Source organism: Paraburkholderia sp. WC7.3g (assembly GCF_050436345.1).
Lineage (GTDB): Bacteria > Pseudomonadota > Gammaproteobacteria > Burkholderiales > Burkholderiaceae > Paraburkholderia > Paraburkholderia podalyriae.
Window position 1 is genome coordinate 147,596 of the sequence record NZ_JBNDMA010000004.1, and the last position, 23,195, is coordinate 170,790.

18 protein-coding genes and 3 pseudogenes are annotated in these 23,195 nt (G+C 62.7%); 10 read left to right on the top strand and 11 right to left on the bottom strand.

The annotated features are described in order from the left end of the window. Positions 1-2 precede the first annotated feature (2 nt). The 3 genes from vgrG to OKW43_RS34090 form a co-directional block, all read right to left on the bottom strand. Positions 3-1,988, bottom strand: a complete 1,986-nt coding sequence (gene vgrG / locus OKW43_RS34080; RefSeq protein WP_429454717.1) for a type VI secretion system tip protein VgrG — start codon at positions 1,986-1,988, stop codon at positions 3-5. 319 nt (positions 1,989-2,307) lie between these two features. Next, positions 2,308-2,595: a hypothetical protein gene (locus OKW43_RS34085; RefSeq protein WP_246530079.1), complete on the bottom strand. Its 288-nt coding sequence runs from the start codon at positions 2,593-2,595 to the stop codon at positions 2,308-2,310. Between the two features lie 99 nt (positions 2,596-2,694). Then, positions 2,695-4,536, bottom strand: coding sequence for an HAD hydrolase family protein (locus OKW43_RS34090; RefSeq protein WP_429452753.1), 1,842 nt, complete (start codon positions 4,534-4,536; stop codon positions 2,695-2,697). Between the two features lie 248 nt (positions 4,537-4,784). Between OKW43_RS34090 and OKW43_RS34095 the strand changes: the two genes are divergently transcribed. The 3 genes from OKW43_RS34095 to OKW43_RS34105 are packed head-to-tail and all read left to right on the top strand — an operon-like array spanning position 4,785 to position 7,327. Next, positions 4,785-6,221, top strand: coding sequence for a cytochrome ubiquinol oxidase subunit I (locus OKW43_RS34095; RefSeq protein ID WP_429452755.1), 1,437 nt, complete (start codon positions 4,785-4,787; stop codon positions 6,219-6,221). Next, positions 6,202-7,218 carry a cytochrome d ubiquinol oxidase subunit II gene (gene cydB, locus OKW43_RS34100; protein ID WP_429452757.1) on the top strand — a complete coding sequence of 339 codons (1,017 nt, stop codon included), beginning with the start codon at positions 6,202-6,204 and terminating at the stop codon, positions 7,216-7,218. Before OKW43_RS34095 ends, cydB begins: the two co-directional genes overlap by 20 nt. Position 7,219: 1 nt before the next feature. Further along, positions 7,220-7,327: a hypothetical protein gene (locus tag OKW43_RS34105; protein ID WP_187634638.1), complete on the top strand. Its 108-nt coding sequence runs from the start codon at positions 7,220-7,222 to the stop codon at positions 7,325-7,327. 41 nt (positions 7,328-7,368) lie between these two features. Here the strand turns inward: OKW43_RS34105 and OKW43_RS34110 are convergent. Then, a pseudogene (locus tag OKW43_RS34110) lies at positions 7,369-7,953 on the bottom strand (membrane-bound PQQ-dependent dehydrogenase, glucose/quinate/shikimate family); the annotation flags it as partial. 669 nt (positions 7,954-8,622) lie between these two features. On the opposite strand from OKW43_RS34110, the gene OKW43_RS34115 reads away from it, so the two are divergent. The 6 genes from OKW43_RS34115 to OKW43_RS34140 all read left to right on the top strand — a co-directional run bounded on the left by OKW43_RS34115 (position 8,623) and on the right by OKW43_RS34140 (position 15,456). Continuing rightward, complete coding sequence (locus OKW43_RS34115) at positions 8,623-9,780, top strand: 2-aminoethylphosphonate--pyruvate transaminase (RefSeq protein WP_429452759.1); 1,158 nt, start codon at positions 8,623-8,625, stop codon at positions 9,778-9,780. A gap of 12 nt (positions 9,781-9,792) precedes the next feature. After that, on the top strand, positions 9,793-10,515 hold the full coding sequence (locus OKW43_RS34120) for an alkaline phosphatase family protein (RefSeq protein WP_429452761.1): 723 nt from the start codon (positions 9,793-9,795) through the stop codon (positions 10,513-10,515). Between the two features lie 74 nt (positions 10,516-10,589). Then, positions 10,590-12,038 (top strand): phosphonoacetaldehyde dehydrogenase, encoded by a 1,449-nt coding sequence (phnY, locus tag OKW43_RS34125; RefSeq protein ID WP_429452763.1) that lies wholly within the window; start codon positions 10,590-10,592, stop codon positions 12,036-12,038. Between the two features lie 77 nt (positions 12,039-12,115). Then, positions 12,116-12,538, top strand: coding sequence for a hypothetical protein (locus OKW43_RS34130; protein WP_246530080.1), 423 nt, complete (start codon positions 12,116-12,118; stop codon positions 12,536-12,538). 299 nt (positions 12,539-12,837) lie between these two features. After that, positions 12,838-14,526, top strand: a complete 1,689-nt coding sequence (locus OKW43_RS34135; RefSeq protein WP_429452765.1) for an alkaline phosphatase family protein — start codon at positions 12,838-12,840, stop codon at positions 14,524-14,526. Positions 14,527-14,757: 231 nt separating this feature from the next. Beyond that, a complete protein-coding gene (locus tag OKW43_RS34140) occupies positions 14,758-15,456 on the top strand; it encodes a hypothetical protein (RefSeq protein WP_429452767.1) in 699 nt (232 codons plus the stop codon). A gap of 101 nt (positions 15,457-15,557) precedes the next feature. Here the strand turns inward: OKW43_RS34140 and OKW43_RS34145 are convergent, their stop codons facing one another. Together OKW43_RS34145 and OKW43_RS34150 are read right to left on the bottom strand one after the other, a co-directional pair. Next, positions 15,558-15,779 (bottom strand): hypothetical protein, encoded by a 222-nt coding sequence (locus OKW43_RS34145; protein WP_429452769.1) that lies wholly within the window; start codon positions 15,777-15,779, stop codon positions 15,558-15,560. 65 nt (positions 15,780-15,844) lie between these two features. Further along, on the bottom strand, positions 15,845-17,719 hold the full coding sequence (locus OKW43_RS34150; RefSeq protein WP_187634644.1) for a sulfatase-like hydrolase/transferase: 1,875 nt from the start codon (positions 17,717-17,719) through the stop codon (positions 15,845-15,847). Positions 17,720-18,010: 291 nt separating this feature from the next. Between OKW43_RS34150 and OKW43_RS34155 the strand changes: the two genes are divergently transcribed. Continuing rightward, positions 18,011-19,033, top strand: coding sequence for an IS30 family transposase (locus OKW43_RS34155; RefSeq protein WP_429445436.1), 1,023 nt, complete (start codon positions 18,011-18,013; stop codon positions 19,031-19,033). A gap of 52 nt (positions 19,034-19,085) precedes the next feature. Here OKW43_RS34155 and OKW43_RS34160 read toward each other — a convergent pair whose 3' ends face one another. From OKW43_RS34160 to OKW43_RS34180, 5 genes and pseudogenes are all read right to left on the bottom strand, one after another. Then, the gene (locus OKW43_RS34160) at positions 19,086-19,268 is read right to left on the bottom strand and encodes a hypothetical protein (RefSeq protein ID WP_429452770.1); all 183 of its coding nucleotides are present in this window, start codon (positions 19,266-19,268) and stop codon (positions 19,086-19,088) included. 192 nt (positions 19,269-19,460) lie between these two features. Next, a pseudogene (locus OKW43_RS34165) lies at positions 19,461-19,583 on the bottom strand (peptidase M19); the annotation flags it as partial. Between the two features lie 802 nt (positions 19,584-20,385). Then, positions 20,386-21,537 carry an IS110 family transposase gene (locus OKW43_RS34170; protein ID WP_187639712.1) on the bottom strand — a complete coding sequence of 384 codons (1,152 nt, stop codon included), beginning with the start codon at positions 21,535-21,537 and terminating at the stop codon, positions 20,386-20,388. A 264-nt stretch (positions 21,538-21,801) separates the two neighbouring features. After that, the gene (locus tag OKW43_RS34175; RefSeq protein ID WP_187636680.1) at positions 21,802-22,953 is read right to left on the bottom strand and encodes an IS110 family transposase; all 1,152 of its coding nucleotides are present in this window, start codon (positions 22,951-22,953) and stop codon (positions 21,802-21,804) included. Between the two features lie 115 nt (positions 22,954-23,068). Further along, positions 23,069-23,188 (bottom strand): annotated as a pseudogene (locus OKW43_RS34180) (hypothetical protein); the annotation flags it as partial. Between the last annotated feature and the right edge of the window lie 7 nt (positions 23,189-23,195).

A 23,195-nucleotide genomic window follows, 5' to 3' on the forward strand; every position in this document is an offset into this window, starting at 1 on the left:
CGTTACGCGTTCCTGTTTTTCTGAAGCATCAATTTCAGACCTTGCGCCACTTCGTTTCCCGAAATGGAAGTCTCGCCGTTCGCGGTTGTTTTGCCTTCCACGATCTTTCCGTTCGCCAGTTGGATGCGGTATGGACGGTTCGCGAGCGGACGTCCCGTCAGGTCGTCACAGAGAACAAATTTTTCATTGTTCGTCACACTGGACTGCATGAACTTCGGCAGCGGCAGCGCAAGCGCTCCAGGTCCGCTCTTGTCGATCCCCGCGATTTTGAGGATCAGTTCGCCCGCGCCGCCGATTTCGACGTTATCGCCATGAACCTTGATGTAAGCCGTTCCGCCGCCCTGAAGGATCACCCCGTTGGCCGCATTGGCGGTTAGCGTGCCGGCCGCGCTCGACAACTGCATGTTGTCCTGCGAGACGAGTTCCATCGCATCCGACTGCGCCTGTATCTGAACCTTCCCGCGCATCGCAAGAATGCGGATTCCGGCACGCTGCGCAAACACGGAAACGGCCTCGACGGCGGCAAGGGCGATATTCTTCAACGCATTGACATTGAAGCCCGACGAGGTGGCAAAACTTGTGTCCTTCCCGGTCGATACCATCATGCGACTCGGCGTTGCGATGCCGACACCATGTGGCGCCGTCAGGGCGATGACAGCCCGCTTCAGTCCCGCCAGTTCCTCCTTGAGCCACTGGTTTTCAGCCTTGAGGTCAGCGAAAGGCTTTGCAAGGCGCATCGGGCAACTCTCCAGCCCCGGCGTGCGCGCGTCCCTGTCCGCATGCAGATTGACGATGTAGCGCCCCTGATCGTCCAGGTACGGGCCTTCATAGCCCTTGGTCGATGCAATCGTGCCAGTCACTACGCCCTGTATGCGAGGCCAGGTTTCTTCCAGCAGGGGCGTCCTGTATTGCCGGTCGCTCGGGATCGCGGTGAACTCAACCTTGTAGCCCTCCTTGCGCGATGCGCTGCAGGTCATGCCAGTGACCAGCAACCCGTACTTCACCTCGGGCAGTTCGCGGTTCGATAGCTGCAGCACGCAGGACGGCCGGATATCGAGCAGGTCGCATGTTCCGGTATAGACGATCTGCCCCGCCAGCGCCGCCTGCTGCCGCAGTTCGGCTTCGCGCCTGGCATCCTGTTCGTCATCCAGATCGAGACCCCAGGTGTAGGTTTCGCCGTAGGTCGTGGTGTCATCGTGGATCGACTGTGTGCCGTTCACCCGCTCGTTATTCGGCTCTTCGGCGCTATAGCTGCGTACCGAGTACGTCGCGGGCTTCATCGTCGTGCGCATGGCGAGCGACTGCACGGATTCCCGAGCCACCGAATGCAGGCCATTCGACTCCTGGTACGGCACCGTGAAGCGCTTCCTGTCGCGAATGTAATGGATGAAGTCATCCCCGAAGCGGACTTCCTCGCAGCATTTGCCGGATTCGCACACAAACCAGATGCCGACCCTCCGGCACAGGCGCATAAGAAAGGTGAGATCGTCCTCGCACCATTGAGTGATGATCGGACGCTTGCGGTAGGTGCGATAAAGCTCGAACCTGAAATCCGCGAAAACCTGGTTGAACCCGTTCTCCCTGAGAATCTTCCCGATCACCTCAGGCTCGGTCATGTCGAAAAAGAACCGGGTACGAGGCATATTGCGCAGTAACGCGAGGCGCGATTCCAGCGTCACCTCGTACACGGTCTGGTCGTGATTGCTGGCGATCTGCGCAAAGCCGGTAATCACGCCATGGATGCGCCGTGCTTCCTCCGGCTGGCCCCAGCGCGTCACGAGCGGCGGCTGAATGGCGAAAGAGGCCGTCCTGTTGATGTAGTCGCCACGCGGCAGGTCGCGCTGCGGGTGCGTGAACTTGATGGTGTAGTTCGTTACGAGACCCATACCGCGCGAGCCGGTGAACGAGTAGATATCCGCGAGCGCGGCGCTCGGAGTTGAAACTACTTCGAGGGCGTAGTACTGGTGGACGTCGATACCTGGACGCACCGCTGGATCGCGTGAATTCAAATGCTCGCTCCGGAGAAGTGACGGCGAGCCAATCTGTCGCCAGATTGAAAGCTTCAGATCATCGATCCATTCCCTCACACTTCGCAATAGGAAAAGTGTCAATTCACGTCAAGACCGCACGCGGTTTATCCATAGCACTCCGATTCTTCAAGAAAAAATCCAGCGAGCGGCGCTACCTGCGGCTTCGGGATGACCGGCCTGTTGAGAATCGCGGCAACCGGGCTCAGCATTGCAGTCGCAACGCTCCGATCGAATCGTTACTCGACTTGACGGACGAACCGCCGCCCCCGATCGCGCATCAATGATTCGCCCGCGGCACCGCCTGCGTCCGCCCACGCCGCGGGTTCGTCATGCCCGGCTCGGCTGGCTCGACGAGCGCGATCGCGACGCGGCGCGCGTTCTCCGCCGCGATGTCGAGCGCGTCGCCCCACGATACGTGGCCGCATGTCCCGCGTCGCTCGAAGACCGTGTGATGTTCGCCGCCGCGTTCGGTCACGAGCACGACCCACTGGAAAGCGCCTTCCGAATCCCTGATGACGGTCCAGCTTACGAGGAAGTCGGCAATCTCTATCGCCTGCACGCGCATGTTGGGCTCCTTCGGTCCGTGGCATCGGCCCGTTCTACCCGCGTCTGCGCATCGCACGTGCCTGGCGCGGACTGCGCACGTCACGGTGCAATCCACGCGTCATTGCTGCGGCTCGGCCCCGGACCGATGCGGGTCCGGCTCGTCGCCACTTTGCGGCGAGCCGGTCAACACCGCGGGCAGCGACGGATTCTCCGGCCGCGTGTAGCGCGCGTGGATCGCGGCGCGGATGCGCGCGAGGCTTTGCGCGGCATCGAGCGCGCTGTCCTGCTCGATGCCGCGCGCTTCTTCGGCCAGGTCCGCGTCGCCGATCTGCTGTTCGAACCAGCGCGAATAGTCGCCACGCCGGCGATGAAACTCCCATGTCGCCGCATCGACGCCCTCGGCGATTTCGACGAACAGCACGAGGTTGTGTGCGCGCAGGTTCAACGCATCGTGCTCGCCGCGAAAATGAAAGCTGCGCTCGGGAATCAGCAATCCTTCCGCGTACTTGCGACGATGGCGGCGCTTTTCCTTGCGGCCCGGTTCGAGCCGCACGAGTTGTGGCGGCGCAGCGTCGCCGACGCGCCATAACAGCGCGTCGCCTTTGGCCAGTTGCGCGGGGCCATCCGTCGACGGATGCGCCCCATCGCCGCTCGACGCCGGCGGCTCATGTCCACTTGCCACGGCGAAGCGCTGCAAGGCCGCGTGCGCGTTGTCGCCCATCGCGAGCACCGTGCCGATCTGTCGCAGCAACACCGGCGACAACTGCTCGGGCGATACGGTGACCGCGAGCGCCGTTTCTAGCGCATCCGGAGTCGCCTGGTTCGCGCCGGCCCATTCCGCGGGAAACAGATGATGCGCCTCTTCGAACACCAGCCAGTGCGGCCGTCCGGTGTGCATGCGCAAATGCTGCATCTGCAACAGCAGATTCGCGCAAAACGCTGGCCGATCCGGCGGCGGTACGCGCAGCAGGCTGACCGCGATGGCCGGCCGCGCCGGACGGCGCAGCAATTGCATGGCCTCTTCGATCGACGGTGCGTTGCTCGCGTCGCCGAGCACGATCGTCGCATCGTCATTGCTGTAGTCGCCTTCAGGATCGACGATGCACATCTGGCAGCCCGCGCCCGCGAGCCGTTCGAGCAGACCCGCCGTCGCGGTCGACTTGCCCGCGCCCGATTCGCCGACGAGCAGCACGATGCTACCGTACACGGGCAAGTACAGCGGCTCGTCGTCCGGCGCGTCCCGGCGGGTGCCGAGCACGATGCGATTGCGCGGCGACGCGTCGGCGATATCGCGTAGATCGTCGGCGACGAGCGCGTCGATCAACTCGGCGACACCCGCGCCCGCGACGCCGCGCGTGACGAGATCGGCGTGCTTCTTCAGCGCCGGCAAGGCGTTGTCGACAGCCGCGGCAACGCCGCACGCGTCGAGCAGCGCATGGTCGTTTTCCGCGTCGCCGATTCCGACCACGTTCAACGGCGACAGATCGAGATCGGCGAGCGCCGCGTCCAGACCGCTCGCCTTCGACACGCCAGGCGCAACGATCATCACTGCGTCGCCATTGAAGACGATCTGCAATTCCAGCCCGAGGTCGCGAATCACATCGAGCGCGACATGCTCATGAGGTTTCATCGTCGCGATCAACGTCTGGCTGATACTGAACGCGTCAGGTGCGCGTCGCCGCAACTCCGCGACGAAACTGCCGGGCGGCGCGGACGCGAGCAGACGGCGCCCGCCGTCGGCCGGGCAATACAGTACGCCGCCATTTTCCGCGACCACGCGGGAAAACATTTCGATCCGCGGGCAGATCGCGAGCAGGTCATCGAGTTCGCGTCCGCTGACGAGAATGGCGTGACGGCCCGACGCGCGCAGGCGTTCGAGCGCGGCCCACGTCGATTCGGCGACCCGGCCGTCGCTGGCGAGCGTGTTGTCGTAGTCGGTCGCGAGTACAAGAAATCGCATCGGGCGGTCCTCGGTTTCGATCATGTCTCGGCCGAGCAAGCGCTATACCGCGCGATCGCGCGCCCAACGGTATGGGACTTGCTGCGCGTCGTGTCGTAGCGGCGGCGGGCGGGCCGTATGCATGCGCGGCGGCATCACCGGCACGCGGCGCAACGCTCGCATCGCACCGCTGTAATCGCTGCGTACGTCGTTGCATTTTTGACAGTCCGACGCCGCGAGCCTGTCGTCGTGCGTCACGAGGAGCCCTGATGTCCTTTTCCATCGATGCCGTGACCCTCGCCCGAATGCAATTCGGCTTCACGATTGCTTTTCACATCATCTTTCCCGCGATGTCGATCGGTCTCGCGAGCTACCTGGCCGTGCTCGAAGGCGCATGGCTCGTCACCCGCAAGCCGGTGTATCTCGCCGTCTACCGCTACTGGCTGACCATCTTCGCGGTCGTGTTCGGCATCGGCGTCGTGTCGGGGCTCGTGATGTCGTATCAATTCGGCACCAACTGGGCGGGCTTCGCGTTTCGCGCGGGCCCTATCGTCGGGCCGCTGATGGCCTACGAGGTCTTGACGGCTTTCTTTCTCGAGTCGGGCTTTCTCGGCGTGATGCTGTTCGGCATGAAACACGTCGGCCCGCGTCTGCACTTTCTCGCCACGCTGCTGGTCGCGCTCGGCACACTAATGAGCGCGTTCTGGATCCTCGCCGTCAATTCTTGGATGCAGACGCCACAGGGCTATACGATCGTCGACGGACGCTTCTTTCCAGCCGACTGGCTGCGCATCATCTTCAACCCGTCGTTTCCCTACCGGCTCGTGCACATGGTGCTGGCCACGTATCTGAGCGTCGCGTTGCTGGTCGGCGCGGTGGGCGCCTGGCATCTGCTACGCGATTCTCGCAACGTGTGCGCGCGCCTGATGGTGTCGATGGCGCTCTGGATGGCCTGCATCGTCGCGCCGATCCAGATGGTGGTCGGCGATCAGCATGGCATCAACACGCTCAAGCACCAGCCGGCGAAAATCGCCGCGCTCGAAGGCGATTGGGTCGCGCGTCCCGGCCAGCCGTTGATCCTGTTTGGAATCCCGAACATGCGCACGGAGACGACCGATTACGCGCTCGAGGTGCCGCATCTCGGCGCGCTGATTCTGACGCATACCTGGGACGGCTCGATCGCCGGCCTGAAATCGTTCCCGCCGTCCGAGCGTCCGTTCTCGCCGGTCGTGTTCTGGGCGTTTCGCGTGATGGTCGGGCTCGGCATCCTGATGGCACTGCTCGGACTGGGCAGTCTCGTGTTGCGCGCGAGAAGGACCTTGTACGAAGCGCGCTGGATGCACCACATCATGGTCGCGATGGGGCCGGCCGGTCTGATCGCGTTGCTGTGCGGCTGGACCGTGACCGAGGTCGGCCGCCAGCCGTACACCGTTTATGGTCTGCTGCGCACCGCCGACAGCGTGTCGCCGATCGCCGCGCCCGGTGTCGCGGTTTCGCTCGCGAGCTTCGGCGTGGTGTACGCGATCGTATTCGGCGCGGCCGTAGTCTTTCTGTTCCGGCTGATGGCGGCGACGCCGACGCTCGACACGCCGGGACCCGCGAAGGACAAGCCGCATCGCAGCGCCGGCATCACGCCGGGACCTGCCCAGGCGCAGGCCGGCTCATCAACTGCGGGGAGCCCCACACATGACGACCGCCACGTTTGATCTCGCTTTGGTATGGGCCGCGATCCTCGCGTTCGCGGTGCTCGCCTACGTGCTGCTCGACGGCTTCGATCTCGGCGTCGGCATGCTGTTCGCGGTCGAGCATCGACGCGTCGATCGCGACGTGATGGTGAACTCGATCGCGCCGGTGTGGGACGGCAACGAGACGTGGCTGGTGCTCGGCGGCGGCGGTCTGTTCGCCGTTTTCCCGCTGGCTTATGGCGTGATTCTGCCGGCGCTCTATCCGCCGATCATCGCGATGCTGCTCGCGCTGGTGTTCCGCGGCGTCGCGTTCGAATTCCGCTTTCGCGCGATCGGCAAGGGTCGTGCGTGGTGGGACGCCGCGTTCTTCGGCGGCTCGGCGCTCGCCGCGCTGTGCCAGGGCCTCGTGCTCGGCGGACTGCTGCAAGGTATCGAGGTCGCCGGGTATTCGTATATGGGCGGCTGGTGGGACTGGCTGACCGGCTTCACGATTCTGTGCGGCCTCGCCGTGATGGCGGGTTACACGCTGCTCGGCTCGTGCTGGCTGGTCTGGCGCACCGAAGGGGAGTTGCACGAGCGCTGCCGGCGGCATGCACGCACGATGGCCGTCACGGTGCTTGCGCTGATCGTGGTGGTCACCCTATGGACACCCATGCTGCAAAACTCCTTGTCCGCACGCTGGTTCCACTGGCCCGAGCTGCTGTTCACCGCGTGGGTGCCGGTGCTGGTCGTGCTGCTGGCGATCGGCTTTTTCCGCAGCCTGTCCGCGCGTCGTCACCTGCAGCCGCTGCTGTTTTCATATGGCATCTTCGTGCTGTGCTACGCGGGCCTGCTGATCAGTCTTTATCCGAACCTCGTGCCGCCGTCGATCTCGTTTCGCGCGGCGGCCGCGCCGCATTCAAGCCTCGCGTTCCTGCTGGTCGGCGCCGCAATCACGGTGCCGATGATTGTCGGCTATACCGTGTACGCGTACTCGGTATTCAAAGGAAAGATGCGCGCGGGCGAGGGGTATCACTGACATGTGGCGCCGCCTTGCGTGGTTCGCCGGGCTGTGGCTCGCCGGCGTCGCCGCGGTCGCGACGGTGGCCGGCGCGCTGAAGCTTCTGCTGCACGCGCTCACGCATTGAGCGTGGCCGCGCGCGACTGCGGCGTCACTGCATCGGCGGCACTACGGCAACGTATAGGCGACCACGGAGTCGCCCTGCTTCGTGCCGAGCGAGCCATGTCCGCCCGCTACCACCAGCACGTACTGCTTGCCGTTGCTGTCGGCATAGGTCATCGGCGTGGCCTGGCCGCCGGCCGGCAGCCGCGCTTGCCACAGTCGCGCGCCGGTGCGCACGTCATAGGCGCGCAGGTAGTAGTCGAGCGTGCCGGACAGGAACGCGACGCCGCCGGTGGTCACCATGCCGCCGAGGCTCGGCACGCCGAGCGGCATCGGGATCGGCAGCGGCGCGCTATCGCGGACCGTGCCGTTCTTGTGCTCCCAGACGATATGCCCCTGGCGCAGGTCGACGGCGGCCACGTAGCCCCGCGGCGGCGCCTGACACGGAATGCCGAGCGGCGACAGGAACGCGTTCAGCTCGAAGCCGAACGGCGTGCCGAGCGCGAGCTTGATGCCGCTCGTTTCGCTGCCCTTCTGTTCGCCGTTGTTCGATGCAATCTGTGCGCGCGGCACCAGCTTCGACGTGAACGCCATATAGCTAGGATTCACGATCAGCACCTGCCGCACCGGATCGACCGCGAACACTGACCACATGTTGACCGAATTGCGCACGTAGACCTGGCCCGGTGCGATCGGCTGCGTCGCATTCGGATTGCCGGCGTCCCCACGCCATTGTGGACAACAGAGCCACAGGTACCTGCCCATCCGTGCAGTCCGGCAAGCTGGCATGCCGCGCCGCGACTGACAGCCCCTCCGGTTCCGGCGAACACCGCCGGAGATGCTCACCTGAAGATCGAACCACGAGGCGCAGTCGTCTTGTCACTACTGCGACTTCACGTGCTTATGGCGATTCCGGCCGACGATGTCCCACTGCTTTCTCGCGTCATGTTGCGCCGCCTTCCCATGATCATCGTGGGGCTCGGAGTCGGCCGCCTGACCAACTTTGGCGCCCCGCCTCAGGCGCCTGAACATTTCGACGAATCTCATTTCGACCTCCTTGCGCGGTAACGACGCCGCAAAAAACAGTGTACTCCGGTGGTGTGGCGAAGGACGTGACGCCGCTCACATCGCGGTGCGGGTTTATCCCGAGCGCAGACGGCTTGTCCATATCTGTGGCGGACTTCGCCATTCTCCACGCGGGTCTCTGCACGTCCCGGACGAATGTGGCAAATGTTGGCGTATTGACTGTTTTTGTTGCATCTCGTAAAGTGACCTCCAGGCACTGACGCAGTATCCGAATCGACCCACCCGGAGACATCGATGACCGGTTCCCCGTATGCCTCGCCGGCTTGTTCCGAAACTGGCGATCCACTGTTGCTGACACCAGGCCCGCTCACCACTTCGCGCACCGTCAAGACCGCGATGGTTCACGATTGGGGTTCCCGGGACGCCAACTTCATCGAGATCAATCGCTCGGTGCTGGCGCGGCTCGCCGCGATCGCCAATGGCGTCAACGACTGGGTGACCGTGCCGATGCAAGGCTCGGGCACTTTCGCTGTCGAGGCGATGCTGACAACCTTCGTGCCGCCCGGCGGCGAGGTGCTGGTGCTGATCAACGGCGCCTATGGCAAGCGCGCCAAACGCATCCTCGAGATAGCCGGTCGCAAGACCGTCGTACACGAAACGGCTGAAGACACGCCGCCCGACCTCGCCCAGATCGAGAAGCTGCTGGCCACCACGACGTCGATTACGCATGTGTTCGCGGTCCACTGCGAAACCACCGCGGGCATCCTCAACCCGATCGCGCAGATAGGCGCGATCGCGGCCCGCTTCGGCAAGGGCTATCTCGTCGATTCAATGAGCGCATTCGGCGCAATGCCGATCGACGTGCAGACGATGCATATCGATGCCGTCGCCGCTTCATCGAACAAGTGCATCGAAGGCGTGCCGGGCCTTGGCTTCGTGATCTGCCGGCGCGAAGCGCTGGCCCGCTCCAAGGGCAACGCGACCACGCTCGTGCTCGATCTTCACGAGCAGTGGACCAACCTTGAAAAAACCAGCCAGTACCGCTTCACGCCGCCCACCCACGTGATCGTTGCGTTCCATCAGGCGCTGGAGGAATTCGATGCCGAAGGCGGCGTCGCGGGACGCGGCGCGCGCTATCGCAACAACTGCCGGATTCTCGTTGAAGGCATGCGCGCGCTCGGCTTCAAGCCACTGTTGTCCGAGGCGCTGCAGGCTCCGATCATCGTGACCTTCCACATGCCCGAGGACCCGCGCTTCGAATTCCAGCGCTTTTACGACAGCCTGAAGGCGCGCGGCTATGTGATCTATCCGGGCAAGCTGACCGTCGCCGAGTCGTTTCGTATCGGCTGCATCGGCCGCCTCGGCGAGCGTGAAATGCGCGCCGCGCTCAGCGCGATCGGCGCCGTGCTCGATGAAATGGGCATGAGCCGTCCTGTCGCCAAAACGGCATGAAGGGAGGATCCGATGAGTACTCCGCAAGATACCGAACTGAGCATCAACGGCCGCGATTATCGGTTTCCGTCGCTGCCGGTCGTCGTCATCTGCCTCGACGGTTCGGAGCCGGCCTATATCGACGAAGCGGCGAAGGCCGGGTACGTGCCCAATCTCGCGAAACTGTTGCGCACCGGCACGAGACGCATCGCGCAATGCGTGATTCCGAGCTTTACCAACCCGAACAATCTGTCGATCGTGACGGGCAGGCCGCCGAAAGTGCACGGCATCGCGGGCAACTATTTCTACGATCGCACGAGCGGCGAAGAAGTCATGATGAACGACGCGCGCTTCCTGCGCGCGCCGACGATCTTCGCGGCGTTCCACGACGCTGGCGCCAAGGTCGCGGTGGTGACCGCGAAGGACAAGCTGCGCACGCTGCTCGCACGGCTACGCCAGACCGAGGGCATTCAACACGCGTTGACGAGCGCCGAGGCCTGCGAGCGCTTCGAGTTGCCGCCCGACCGGATCGGCGACGTGGTCGTGATCGGCACACGCGCCAAGGTATTCGGTACGAGCGCAGCGCGTCACGATCTGTCGGGTCTGACCGAGCCGCTGCGTTCGCATGGCGGCCTGTCGGAAGAAAATGTGCCGCTCATCGTCAACCGCAGAACCGCCTGGCCGGCAAACCGCGCGCTACGCAACTTCGACATTTTCGACGTCGCGTTGAATCACGTTTTGCAGGCCGCCGCATAGCGCGCCGCTCACAGTCCGCGTGCCCCGCCTGGCGCGGGCGCGCGGCCCCACCGGATCATTGGACGAGGTATTCGATGAACGTAATGACCAAACCCGCCATCAGGCACGAATCGATGCGCATCGCCGGCCAGCACGTGAGCACCGACGAGCTGATCGAAGTCTTCAACCCGTACACGAATGAAGTCGTGGGGACGGTGCCCGCAGGCCGTCCCGAGCACGTGCAGCAAGCGTTCGCGAAAGCGCACGCATTCAAGCCGCGGCTCACGCGCTTCGAGCGCCAGCGCATCCTGCAGCGCACGGCCGAGCTGCTGAGCGAGCGCAAGGAAGACTTCGCGCGCCTGATCATCGCGGAGTCGGGGCTGTGCTGGAAGGATGGACTTTATGAAGCAAGCCGTGCCTTCGACGTGTGGTCGTTTGCGGCGCAACTCACGTGCCTGGACGATGGCGAGATCTACTCCTGCGATATCAGTCCGAGCGGCAAGAACCGCAAGATTTTCACGACGCGGCTGCCGCTGCTCGGCGTGATCTCGGCGATCACGCCATTCAATCACCCGCTGAACATGGTGAGCCACAAGCTTGCGCCCGCGATCGCGACCAACAATCGCGTGGTGCTCAAGCCGACCGAGCTCACGCCGCTCACCGCGCTCGCGCTCGCCGAAGTGCTCTATGAAGCGGGCCTGCCGCCGGAGATGCTGAGCGTCGTCACGGGCAATCCGCGCACGATGGGCGACGCGATGATCACCGATCCGCACGCCGATCTGATCACGTTCACGGGTTCGGTGCGAGTCGGCAAGTACATCGCGCAAAACGCCGGCTATCGCCGCACGGTGCTGGAACTCGGCGGCAACGATCCGCTCATCGTGATGGAGGATGCCGACCTCGACAAGGCCGCGCAGCTCGCGGTGACTGGCGCGACCAAAAATTCCGGGCAGCGCTGCACGGCGGTCAAGCGGATTCTGGTCGTGCAAAGCGTGGCAGATGCCTTCGTCGAGCGCGTACTCGTGCATGCGAAAAAACTCAAGTGCGGCGACCCCATGGATCCTTCCGTCGATGTGGGCACGGTCATCAACGAGGCGTCCGCGCAACTGTTCGAGCGCCGGGTCGCCGACGCGCAGGCTCGCGGTGCACGGGTGCTTTACGGTGCGCCGCGCCAGGGCGCGCTGTTCCATCCGACCGTCGTCGACCATGTGCCGTACGACTGCGAGCTCGTCCACGAGGAAACCTTCGGCCCGGTCATCCCGATCATCCGCGTGCCGGATGCGCTGGAGGAAGTCATCCGCATTTCGAACTCGACAGACTATGGCTTGTCGTCGGGCGTCTGCACGAACCGGCTCGACTACGTCACCCGCTTCGTGAAGGAGCTCGAGGTCGGCACCGTGAACGTCTGGGAAGTGCCCGGCTATCGCACGGAGATGTCGCCGTTCGGCGGCATCAAGGATTCAGGCAACGGTTACAAGGAGGGCATGGTCGAGGCAATGAAGAGCTACACGAACGTACGGACCTGGTCGATGCCCTGGGAGTGAGCGGCCGCGCGGCCACCTGAATTGCCAATTGCATCCAGATCCAACGCAACGAAGGTGCCGTTTCGGGCGCGCGTTTCGTGGGCAGGCTCATCGATACGTTCATCGCGCGGCCTACGTTCCTCGTCGCGCTCGCATTCACCTTCGTGTACGGCTCGGCGGGACAGGTCAGCTTTTCGGCCGAAGGCGCCACGGAACTGCGCGCGCCGCACCAGTCGGTGATCGACAGTTTCCATCGGGCTCAGGCGCTGCTCGTGTCGGCCCGGCCGCAGACCGCGGCGCAGCTGCTCGATGATAAACAGGCGCTGCGACGTCTCGAACGTGCCGCACGGGACTCTCATCTCGACCGCCTGCGTGAAGGCAAGGCCGACAGCATCGCGTCGAGTTCTCTGCACCTCGATGTGCTGCGCGATCTCGTGCGAATCCAGTCACACATCTGCGCCCTCGCTTATCCGCTGCTCGAGCGCGAAGCAGCCAACGATGACGATGCACAGATGGCCTGAGGCAAACGCTACGATTTTTGTTAGAAGCTGCCGCCTGGCGGTGTTTGACTACCCACTGGCGAAACGGCACCGGCAGCGATAGCCGGTGCCGTTTTTTATGCAGGACGACTCGCGTAGATCGCGCGAGGAATCGATTCCGATCCGCCGCGCCTGCGGCTCGAACGAATCACGCGTACCTTAACAAAATCTTACGATCTCAGTATTGCAAAATATTAATTCGAGGTCACGTAAATGACTTTTTTTACGGTTCAAATTCGTCCCGCATTACCAAAATCCGTTGTCAAACAAAAGGACGAGACATGAAACCGATCACGAAATGGAAGCGTAAGCAAAGCGCAATGTGCGCAGCCGTCGCACTGCTCGCCGGGCTGTACTCGGCGGTCGCGACAGCCGGCGACGATCACGACCACGGTCGCGATCACGATCGCGATCGCGATCGCGCGTCGGTCAAGCATGTGCTGCTGATCAGCTTCGATGGCCTGCATGAGCAGGACGTCGCGCGTTGCATCGGCGCGAACACCTGCCCTAACCTCGCGCTGCTCGCGAAGTCAGGCACCACCTATACGAACGCGCACACGCCGGGACTGTCGGATTCGTTTCCGGGCCTCGCCGCGCTAGTGACCGGCGGCTCGCCGAAGTCCGCGGGCCTCTTTTACGACGTCTCCTACGACCGCACGCTCTATGCGCCGTCCGATAGCAATTGCACGGGTCCGACCGGCTGGAATGTCATCTTCGATGAAACGACGGGCATCGACGGCGAGAACGGCGGCGCGCTCACCCATCTCGACGGCGGCGGCGCATTCAATCCGCAGGCGATTCCGCATGCGCTCGTCAATGGTGTCTGCACGCCCGTCTATCCGCACAACTACCTGAAGACCAACACGGTCTTCGAAGTAATCAAGCGCAACGTTCACGGCGCGCGTACCGCGTGGGCCGACAAACACGCGTGGGGCTATGACTGGCTCAACGGACCGTCCGGCACGGGCGTCGACGATCTTGCCCGCACCGAAATAAATTCGATCGATCCGGCGACCAAAACGTATTACCTCGACACGTACACGCACACGGAAAAGTTCGACAACTACCACGTGCAATCTCTGATCCATGAAATCGATGGCAAGGATTCGACCGGTCAAATGAGCGCCGCGGTCCCGACCGTGTTCGGCGCGAACTTCCAGACGCTGAGCGTCGCGCAGAAAGCCACGGTCGCGAGCGGCGGCGGCTATCTGGATGCGAGCTTCACGCCGGGCCCGCAAGTAGCCGGCGCGATCGCGTATATCGACGACGCGTTGGGACGCATCGTGTCCGAACTGAAGCAACGCAATCTCTATTCGTCGACGGCGATCATCGTGACCGCGAAGCATGGCCAGTCGCCGACCGATCATTCGAAGCTCGTGAAGAACGGCGATACGCTGACCGGGCTGCTCGAAGCAAACAACTATCTGGATTCGGGCGGTAACTTTGGGCAGGCCGCTACCAAGAGCGGCAACCTCAACGATGGCACCGGACTCGTCGGCACCGGTCTCGTGCAGACCGACGACGTCGGTCTGATCTGGCTGCGCGATCAAAGCCAGGTGTCCTCTGTCGTGAAGACACTGAAAGCCAATCTGAGTTGCAACGCGCGGGGCATTTGCGCGGACGGCCCGCAGGCGTACATCCTGTCTGGCCCGCAACTGGCGAACCGGTTCGGCGATCCGTCGCGCGGCCGCACGCCCGACATCATCGTTCAGCCGAACCCGGGCGTCATCTACACGTCGAGCACGTCGAAGGACGAAGAGCATGGCGGCAATGCGCCCGACGACAGCCATCTCGGTCTCGTGATGTACGTGCCCCACACGCATCACGCCGGGCAGGTCAACGACGAGCGCGTGCTGACCACGCAGGTCGCGCCGACGATTTTGCGTCTGCTCGATCTGAAGCCTGAGCTGCTGCATTCGGTGTCGATTGAAGGTACGCGTGCGCTGCCGGAGTTTGATCAAGACGACTGAGCGTTGGTTTAGTCGACGTATTTGAGTAGTGAGTTGCGCCGCGATCAGTGTTGGAACGATCGCGGCGCAGTCGCTTTTGCGAGGTCTAGCCATGCGGACCACGGGCCCCTTCAAAAAAGGACCACGCCAACCGCAAGGCTGCCGAAGGCTACTGGGTCGTCCAGGTGTACCAGTCGGCGACGGCCACCTGCAATGGATCGAAGAGCGTGCTCGCGATGGTGTTCCGCCGCAATGAGTGAGCTCGACGCACCACGCCCGTCCGCCGGCGCGCCAGGTCTCGCGCTGAGCGAGGGCGCCGTACCGATGCCGCTGGCTGGCGACATCAAGCGGCTCGGGCATGCTGCGCTGGGCGCATCACCCGCATTGCTCGCGTCACGATCATCACCTGGTGCGGCCGTTCGGGCGACCGTTGTTCTCGGCTGCACCTGCGTCGCGCCCGGCACACCGCTCGGCATTGCCGCGGCCTGCTCGGTCGGCTGGCAGCGTTGGTCGCTGGCACAGTGGATGGCTTTCCATCTGTTGCTGCTGGCGCCGACCGTGCTCCAACCGCTACTGCAGGTCAAGCGCTTCAAGATGTTCGCGCGCAGCTTGTTGGGGTTCGCGAGTGGCAGTTATCTGGTGAGCGGGCTTTTTTGTGTGAGCCATCTTGTTCCCGTTTGGCTCTTCAAGGCAGCGATCGTACTTGTGTTCTGCGCGATGCTCAAACTCCTGCTCGCATGGCGCAACCATCGCACGGCAAACCCGTGCAGCGACTGCCCTCTCGGCGTGTTCCCCACCTGTGAATGGAACTTGCCCCGGCTACTCGCCGCCAACGCGCACGACGAGTTTCCAGGCCAAATCGGGATCACCACCATTCGCACGCATTCGCCCAATGCGCGCCTTGATCGTCCAATGGATCTGCCGACGTCCCACAATCGCTTATCTGGCTAATGCGGTCCACTCGGCCATAGCGGTCGGTTGCCGATCGGGCCGCGTGCGGCGGCAGCAGGTCGCTTTGCTGACCTTCGCAACCCGGTGTCGATGAATGTCAGCTAAGTCATGGATGGATGAGTCTTGCCGGCCATCAATACTTCGGACAGCGACGCCGCGGCGAGTACTCTCGCAACCGGTCTGCCGCGGGGCACGGTGCTCGCGAATCGCGCGGCGGCAAGCCACGGCGCCTCAAGGCTCGTTGTCGCCGCCGATGGAACGGTGATCGCTTCATTGCCGCCGCGTAGCGCATTCGTGTTGATGACGGCTGAGTGAATCGTCATCGCCGGCCTGGCCTCGTGCGCTTCTTCAATGTGGCGCAAGCCGGCTCGCCGAGCGGTCAACTCGTTCACACATCCCCAATTTTGAACGGCAGTTCGAAATTGCCGCCGCTGTTGATCAACTGCACGTACTCAAGGTATCGCGCCTGTGCGAGATTCTGCGCTGCGACCAGATAGCCCGGCAAGGGCGCTTGCAACTCGTTCGGAAGAATGTCCGATATCAACTGATCATGGAGCGCCTGCGCCGCGGGGTCGCGGTAGCGGTTATCGAGTTCCAGCCTTCCCTGCTCAGTCGAGTAATCGTAGTACTCCAGGTCGCTCGAACCGGTGATCGTCGTGGTGGACGGCGCCCAGTGCGAGTATGTTCCCAGCTTGTCCCTGTCGGTCCTCACGCCGATGATATGCGGTGCTGCATTGTTGAAGTTCACGCTTTCGGGCACGGTTTCGTCCGATGAGAAGACCACATACGGCCGGCCTGGTGCGCTCGAGCTCTTCAACATCGGGAGCAGGTCGTGCCGGTTGCCGTACATCTGAGCGTAGTCCCCGGTCAGCCAGTTCCGTTGACCTCCGTTGCCGATGGTGACGAGCAGCGGAAGAATGTCCACTGACGACGTCAGCGCGCCGCGCACGGTGTCGAGATCGCCGTTGTACTGCCCGGTCGGATCGACCACGATGAGCGGGACGTTGAACGCTTCTTCGTAACACGTCCCGGTCTTCCCCGAGATCAGGCCGTGCGCGCCCGCATAATCGCCATGATCCGACGTGAGAATGATGATCGTTTTCCTCGCGACAGCGTGCGGTAACGCGTCGACGACGGCGCCTATCTTCGCATCTACGATCGACATGATCTGCGTGTACGAATCGAGGCCTCGCTTCCAGTAATGGAAAGGCGCCTTGGCGATGCCTTTGGTCTCGGACGGCGGCGGATAGTTCGGATTCACCGGATAAGCCGTGATCTCGAAGTCGGTACCACGCGTATCCTGGACACCGCCCCACACGGCTTCCTGAATCGTGCGGTTGAAGGTTTGCATCGGCGGCTTGTTCGCTGCCAGTTGAGAGCCGGATTCCCAGTTGGGCGCAGTCGCCGGATAGTCGAGCCGGGGCGGACTGCGCAGCGGGTTGGATTCCCAGTCGTAAGCAGGCGGCCCCTTGGTGTAATTGACCCACTGCGTATAGCCGTTCGGGTTGTACCGATTCGAATTGAACAACGCGGTAAAGCGCTTGAACTCCGTGCCCGCGGGAAAGAACTCCTTGTCGTGCGGATTGATGAAGCCGACAGTCAGGCACCACGGTGAATCGCCCGGCTTGCGTCCCTGCAACCATTGCGTTGCCTGGTCCGCGATATTCGCGTCGCTCAGATAGCCTTCTCCCGGATCTCCGATCGTGCCTTGCAGGTTGCTGCCGGTCGGATCGGGATACGTCATGCCCTCGAAACCATACAGCGAGAGCGGGCGTGGCCCTTTATGCACGATCGACAAATGCCATTTGCCGATGTACGGCGTCAAATAGCCGAGCGACTGGAGGATTTTCCCGTACGTCGGATACTCGCGGCGCAGCACCGGTTGTATCGATACCCTCGTATCTGGCGAATCCAGAATAGTTGTTAGCAGCCAGTTCTGCTGCGTATAGAGCCCTGTGACCAGCGCGGCACGCGCCGGGCTGCATGCCGAAGCCGCCGTGTAATGCCCTGAGAATTTGACACCCTTTCTCCACAGATCGAATGTTCTCGGCATGTAGGTCTTGAGAAAGCCGCGCACATCGGTGATGCCGTCCGGGAAGACGCGAGGAAAGCGCATCTCGTCGAGCAGGATGAAGAGAATATTAGGCTTGCTGTTGGAAGAGTCGCCCCCTTGCGTGCCATCCGCGGCCTGAGCGGTGACATTGGCCGTAGCGACGGCTGCGCCGACGGCCGACGTCTTCTTGATAAATTCTCTTCTGTCCATGGTTTGTCGTCCTGAGTAAATGCATTGGGGAATTTCAATAATCCTTACGAGCTTCAGTTGGCTTTCGTTTGATACGACGAATCCAGATAATCCGACCGTCCTTTATCAAGAACCTGTCGAAAGCCAAACTAAGCATAGGCGAAACTCGCGACGTATAAGGGAAGAATTCGTTTCACCTTATGTCACTGATCGTAGTGAGGATTTTCAAGGCATACCCGCCATTGCTTCGCATCTTTTGTTGCGGCGCGATCAAATTTGAAGTGCAACACCTTGCTCGTGTAAGGTGTGCCAATGCAAAAAAGAAGTTACCAACAACTGCAGCCTGAAGAACGCATGACGATTGCAAGCATGAAGCAGCAGGGTTCGAGCGTTCAGGTCATCGCCCGAACACTCGGGCGCGCGGCGTCAACCGTGAGCCGCGAGCTGACCAGGAACACGTGTTCTGCCGTGGGCTATGCGTCTGCACCAGCGCAGGCGCTCAGCACGAGCCGACGCGAGGCTGCGCGCCCGTGTCCCAAGCTGCACCCTCAAAGCGTGTCGTGGCGCGTGGTACTCACCCTGCTGGAATGGAAGTGGTCGCCCCAGCAGATCTCAGGTACCCTCAAGCGCATGTGGCCCAACGATCCGACCCAGCATGTCTCGCACGAGACCATCTACACCGCCATCTATGCCCAGCCACGCGGCGAGCTGCGCCGCCAGCTTATCGCCTGTCTGCGCCACGGCCACAGCACGCGTATGTCACGCAAGCGGGGCACTGACCGGCGCGGCCAGATCCCCGACATGGTGAGCATCCATGTGCGCCCGCCTGAGGTCGATGACCGGGTGATGCCAGGCCATTGGGAAGGCGACTTTATCAAGGGTGCCGGCAACCAGTCTTCCGTCGGCGTGCTGGTTGAGCGCACCAGTCGCCTGGTGCTGCTGGCGAAGATGGACGACGCCACCGCCGCCTCGGCCCTGGCCGGCTTCACTGCGAAGCTGAATTCGATCGCTGCGCCCCTGCGCCAGAGCTTCACTTACGACCAGGGCAAGGAAATGACCCGCCATCAGGAGCTCAGCGCCGCCACCGGCGTGCGCGTGTACTTCTGCGATCCGCACAGCCCCTGGCAACGCGGCACCTGTGAGAACACCAACGGGCTGCTGCGTCAGTACTTGCCAAAAGGCACCGACCTCTCGATCTACAGCCAGGACGAACTCGATGCCATCGCCGACAGCCTCAACAGCCGACCGCGTGCTACGCATGCATTTCATTCGCCATTCGAGGTGTTCGAACGTATGCTCGCAACCGCTTCCATAACTTCAGCTTCCGTTCATTAACCCGCTGTTGCGCTTCACCTTTGAAACCGCCTGCTGATTCAAGGCGGAAAATCTATGAAAACAGCGCCGAGGTGTCGACTTCGGCCATTTTGTCCAGTTCGTCGCGGCGCGTATCGCAGGCACGCCTGGTCGTCGGGCCTTGGGTGATCCACAGAGCCAGCGAGATGAACGCGAGGCTTCCGAGCGCAATGAAAGCAGTCGGGTAGCCGAAGCGGCTGGCAAGCCATCCGCCCACGGCTGCTACGATGGGCGGCTTTCAAATCGTTACTCACGAGCTTCGTTTGGGAATCAGTCACTTGCCCGACAAGTAACGTTATCGCGGGCCCGGTCCGCCTGGGCACGTGTGATTGGTGAGCAGATCGACAATCGCTACCGGACCTTCACCGATGCGCGCGCGCGAACGGTCATCTGATCGGCGCGCAGGCCGGGTGCGGTTTTCCTTCTTCGCACGCGCGATGTCTTCGGTGGTGCGCACGAGCGTCAGCAACTCACTGTTTTCGCGGATCTGCTGCTTCATCAACGAGATGTTGTCGACGGTCTTCGTAAAGCTCGATGATGATGCTTCTATGAGCAGAAAGTTGTCAAGGCCATTTGCGAACTGGCTTACAAAGGATGGGTCAAGTCTCTTTCTCCTCGCTGCAAAGTGGTGACATGCTGGCGTATGGCGGCAAGCGCGAGTGATGGCGCTCGCCGCCATACAAGTCGCATTTTCGCGGCATAGTCCGGCGGATTCCCACCGCCCTCAACTTCAACCATGGCTACAGTCCGGTCAACGTCGTTAGCCTGAAGCCGCTTATCGCGCGCGTAAGACAGCAACGTCTCACCAACTTCTTCTATGAAGGGTAAGTAATTGTCAAGGCCCGGTTTGCACAGATCCCTCCTGAGACGTCATCAAGTTTACGAGGTCCCTTGTCAGGAAAGCGCGTAGCAAGCGTCAAGGGCAGGCGAAGCCTGGCGTCAGCGGCCCCCTTGACGCTGCGAAGCGCGATACGCTGGTACGGGGTGGCGGGCGCGTGGGTTATTGCGCCTGCCACCATGCAGGCGGCATTCGTGTAGCCGTGCTTGCCATGACACGTCCGATTCTGCGCACCTCCCTGGCACTGCCTGGGCAAACGTGAAGCCGGTTGTCGCGCGCGTGGGACATGGCGTCCCGACCTTCTTCTATCCGCTGGCGTGGAGCCAGCCTGATGCAGTATGCGCAGTGCGCCGGAAAGCGTTCCGGGGAGGTACCCCATCTATCAGCATCGGTTGCATGAACAACCACGGTGGTGAACGGGTACTTCCGCTTCATGACCCTGATGGTCAGCCAGTATGACCGTTAGTGAGGGTTGCGGCTATCGACGTGTGTCTGGCTATGTGGACGGCTTCATCTGTACTCCCTGGGGGATCACACCGTGCTCGAGGTAGCGCCACAGGAGGATCACCAGCCGCCGTGCCACCGCGACGATCGCGATGCGTCGCGCGCGGCGGTTGGCGCCGGTGCCCTCAGTGCGATGGCGGAACCACTGCGCAAGCGGACTGCCAGGCTGGTAGCGCAGCCAGTACCAGGCCATCTCGACCAGCAGTGACCGTACGCGACGGTTGCCTTGTTTGCTGATGCCCTGATCGGTGTGACTGTCGCCACTGTCGTACGGCTGCGGAACGAGACCGGTACAAGAACCGACCTGACGGCGGTTGTCGAACTGCCGCCAGAAGAGTTCAAGCACCAGCCGGGACGCTCCAATCTGGCCCACTCCCTTCAGGCGTGTGAGGTGATCGATTCTTTCGCGCACCGTGGCGGGAAGGGCTTGGTGACGCGCCTTCTCCAGGGCAGCGAGCTGCTGCCTGGCGAGGGCGACCCGTTCGCATTCGCGCAGGAGCCGGTCGTGCATTTCGGGGGACAGTGGGGAACCGTCGTAGCACCTGACCTCCCCCCGGGCAAGCCGGCTGGCGAACCCATGTTTGAGGTCGTCCCAGCAGCCGAGCGTGCGCAACAGCTTTCCGATCCGGTTGCGGTGCTGCAGGACCTCCTTCTGGAGCTCTGCGCGATCGCGGGTCAGGTGACGCAGCGCCTCGTCCTGTACTGAGGGTACGTGAACGACGTGCATGCGGTCGCGCTCGCCGTGCAGCCACGCGCGCAGGTTGAGCACGAGCTTGATGGCATCCAGCCGGTCCGTTTTCGCGCGCCGCCTGTGGCGTACGACCGGAATGCTGGCGGCATCGATGACGTAACATTCAATGCCATGCGCCTGCAGTGCACGACAGATCCAGAATGCGTCCTGTCCGGCTTCGTAGCAGACAACGGTGCGCACGCCGGCGCGCAGCGACCATTGCTGCTTCTGGCGCTCGATCAGATCCAGTGCGGCCTGCAGGCGCGCCCCGGCCTGCGGATCGGTGAGGGTGTGCACCGCGGGTTTGTCACGGCGACCGTCGTGGCACGCTATCTTCCAGCTCGCCGTGGCAAGCTCAAGTGATACCGCCAGTATGAGTTCCTCTCTGCCAGCTGCGTAAGCGGAATTTCGCATGATGCCCTCCTTTAACGCGAACCGATGCGATGTGGGAATTGTAGGGCTCCGCGTTATCGCGTCCCTTTCATAGCATCTATCCGCTGGCGTATGGCCAGCCTCATCCTTTATGCGCGTTACGCCGGAACCTGTTCCGGGAGCATGCCCCATCTGTTTAATCGGTCGCGTTAGCAACCCGCCATCAACACGGGCATGTTCACTTCAAACTCTCGATCGACAGGTATCGTTCCACCCTTGATTGCGTTGTCGCGATACCTTTCGGGCTCAGACTGACTTCAGTTGTGCGCCTTCGGGTATCACGCCGTCCTTCAAGTAGCGCCACAGCGCGATCGCGAGGCGTCGTGCTACTGCGACGATCGCAATGCGCCGCACGCGGCGATTCGGTCCCGTGCCTTGCGTGCGCTGGTTGAACCACTGCGCCAGTGCACTGCCAGGCTGGTAACGGATCCAGCACCACGCCATCTCAATCAGCAGTGCGCGCACGCGACGGTTGCCCTGCCTGCTGATCCCCTGGTCCACCTGGCTCTCGCCACTGTCGTAGGGTTGTGGAACCAGCCCTACGCAGGCCCCAACTTCGCGCCGGTTATGGAAGTCCCGCCAGAACAGCTCGAGCGCTAGACGCGAGCCACCCACCGGGCCAATGCCATTTAGCTGCGTCAGAAGATCGATCCTTTCGCGTGCGGGTGCGGGCAGGCCAGCGTGTTGCGTTTTCTCGAGTGCCGCGAGTTGCTGCACGGCCAGCGCCAGCCGTTCGCACTCGCGCAGCAGCCGCTCCCGCAGCTCGCGCGGCAGTGGCGCACCGTCGTGACACCGCACCTGGTCACGGGCGAGGCGGGCGGCGAAGGCCTTGTGGTCAACCTCATCCCAGCAGCCGAGCGTGACAAGCAGTTTGCGCATCCGGTCACGATGCTGTAGCACCTCTTTCTGCAGTTCCCCTCGGTCGCGCATCAGATGGCGGGACGCTTCGTCCTGCGGTGACGGCACGTGCACCACGTGCATGCGGTCGCGCTCGCCGCGCAGCCACGCGCGCAGGCTGATCACCAGCCTGATTGCATCAAGCCGGTCAGTCTTGGCACGCCGCTTGTGGCGCTCGACCGGAATGCTCGCTGGATCGACCACATGACACTCGATACCGCGTGCCCGTAGCGCCCGATAGATCCAGAACGCGTCCTGGCCGGCTTCATAACTCACGACAAGGTGCACGCCCGCGGGCAGCGACCACTTCAGCTTCTGTTGTTCGATCACTTCCAGCACGGCCTGTAGGCGCGCGGGGGCTTGCGGTTGCGCTACGGTGTACACCGCCGGCTGCTCCCGCTGCCCGTCGTGCAACGCTACCTTCCACTTCGCCGCAGCGAGTTCGAGTGACACCGCCAGCGCCGGTTCCGCAGTACGCGTGTATCCCTGATCTGTACGCATGATGCTCTCCCGTGAGCAAACCTCGGTACGCCGATTTTAGGCGTTAGCCAGTCGACGACCTGGATGCTTCATAGGATCTGTTCTCATGCAGATTGCTCATTCGATGCTCCGTAAGCAGATCAACCAGCAGCAGGTGGTTGTCCGTGCCGTCCGTGACGAGATCGACGCCGCCCGCCTTCAGCACCTCGCCAAGCGCCTGCGTGTTGGCCAGCACGTTGTCGATATAGGTCTTAAAGTTGTCC

What these genes read in the sequence shown, in the direction of transcription:
- OKW43_RS34150 (WP_187634644.1), bottom strand. Translation starts at nt 17,719, where the DNA reads ATGGACAGAAGAGAATTTATCAAGAAGACGTCGGCCGTCGGCGCAGCC.
- cydB (WP_429452757.1), top strand. Translation starts at nt 6,202, where the DNA reads ATGACGACCGCCACGTTTGATCTCGCTTTGGTATGGGCCGCGATCCTC.
- OKW43_RS34115 (WP_429452759.1), top strand. Translation starts at nt 8,623, where the DNA reads ATGACCGGTTCCCCGTATGCCTCGCCGGCTTGTTCCGAAACTGGCGAT.
- OKW43_RS34095 (WP_429452755.1), top strand. Translation starts at nt 4,785, where the DNA reads ATGTCCTTTTCCATCGATGCCGTGACCCTCGCCCGAATGCAATTCGGC.
- OKW43_RS34140 (WP_429452767.1), top strand. Translation starts at nt 14,758, where the DNA reads ATGAGTGAGCTCGACGCACCACGCCCGTCCGCCGGCGCGCCAGGTCTC.
- OKW43_RS34105 (WP_187634638.1), top strand. Translation starts at nt 7,220, where the DNA reads ATGTGGCGCCGCCTTGCGTGGTTCGCCGGGCTGTGGCTCGCCGGCGTC.
- OKW43_RS34120 (WP_429452761.1), top strand. Translation starts at nt 9,793, where the DNA reads ATGAGTACTCCGCAAGATACCGAACTGAGCATCAACGGCCGCGATTAT.
- OKW43_RS34155 (WP_429445436.1), top strand. Translation starts at nt 18,011, where the DNA reads ATGCAAAAAAGAAGTTACCAACAACTGCAGCCTGAAGAACGCATGACG.
- OKW43_RS34135 (WP_429452765.1), top strand. Translation starts at nt 12,838, where the DNA reads ATGAAACCGATCACGAAATGGAAGCGTAAGCAAAGCGCAATGTGCGCA.
- phnY (WP_429452763.1), top strand. Translation starts at nt 10,590, where the DNA reads ATGAACGTAATGACCAAACCCGCCATCAGGCACGAATCGATGCGCATC.
- OKW43_RS34145 (WP_429452769.1), bottom strand. Translation starts at nt 15,779, where the DNA reads ATGACGATTCACTCAGCCGTCATCAACACGAATGCGCTACGCGGCGGC.
- OKW43_RS34170 (WP_187639712.1), bottom strand. Translation starts at nt 21,537, where the DNA reads ATGCGAAATTCCGCTTACGCAGCTGGCAGAGAGGAACTCATACTGGCG.
- OKW43_RS34090 (WP_429452753.1), bottom strand. Translation starts at nt 4,536, where the DNA reads ATGCGATTTCTTGTACTCGCGACCGACTACGACAACACGCTCGCCAGC.
- OKW43_RS34085 (WP_246530079.1), bottom strand. Translation starts at nt 2,595, where the DNA reads ATGCGCGTGCAGGCGATAGAGATTGCCGACTTCCTCGTAAGCTGGACC.
- OKW43_RS34175 (WP_187636680.1), bottom strand. Translation starts at nt 22,953, where the DNA reads ATGCGTACAGATCAGGGATACACGCGTACTGCGGAACCGGCGCTGGCG.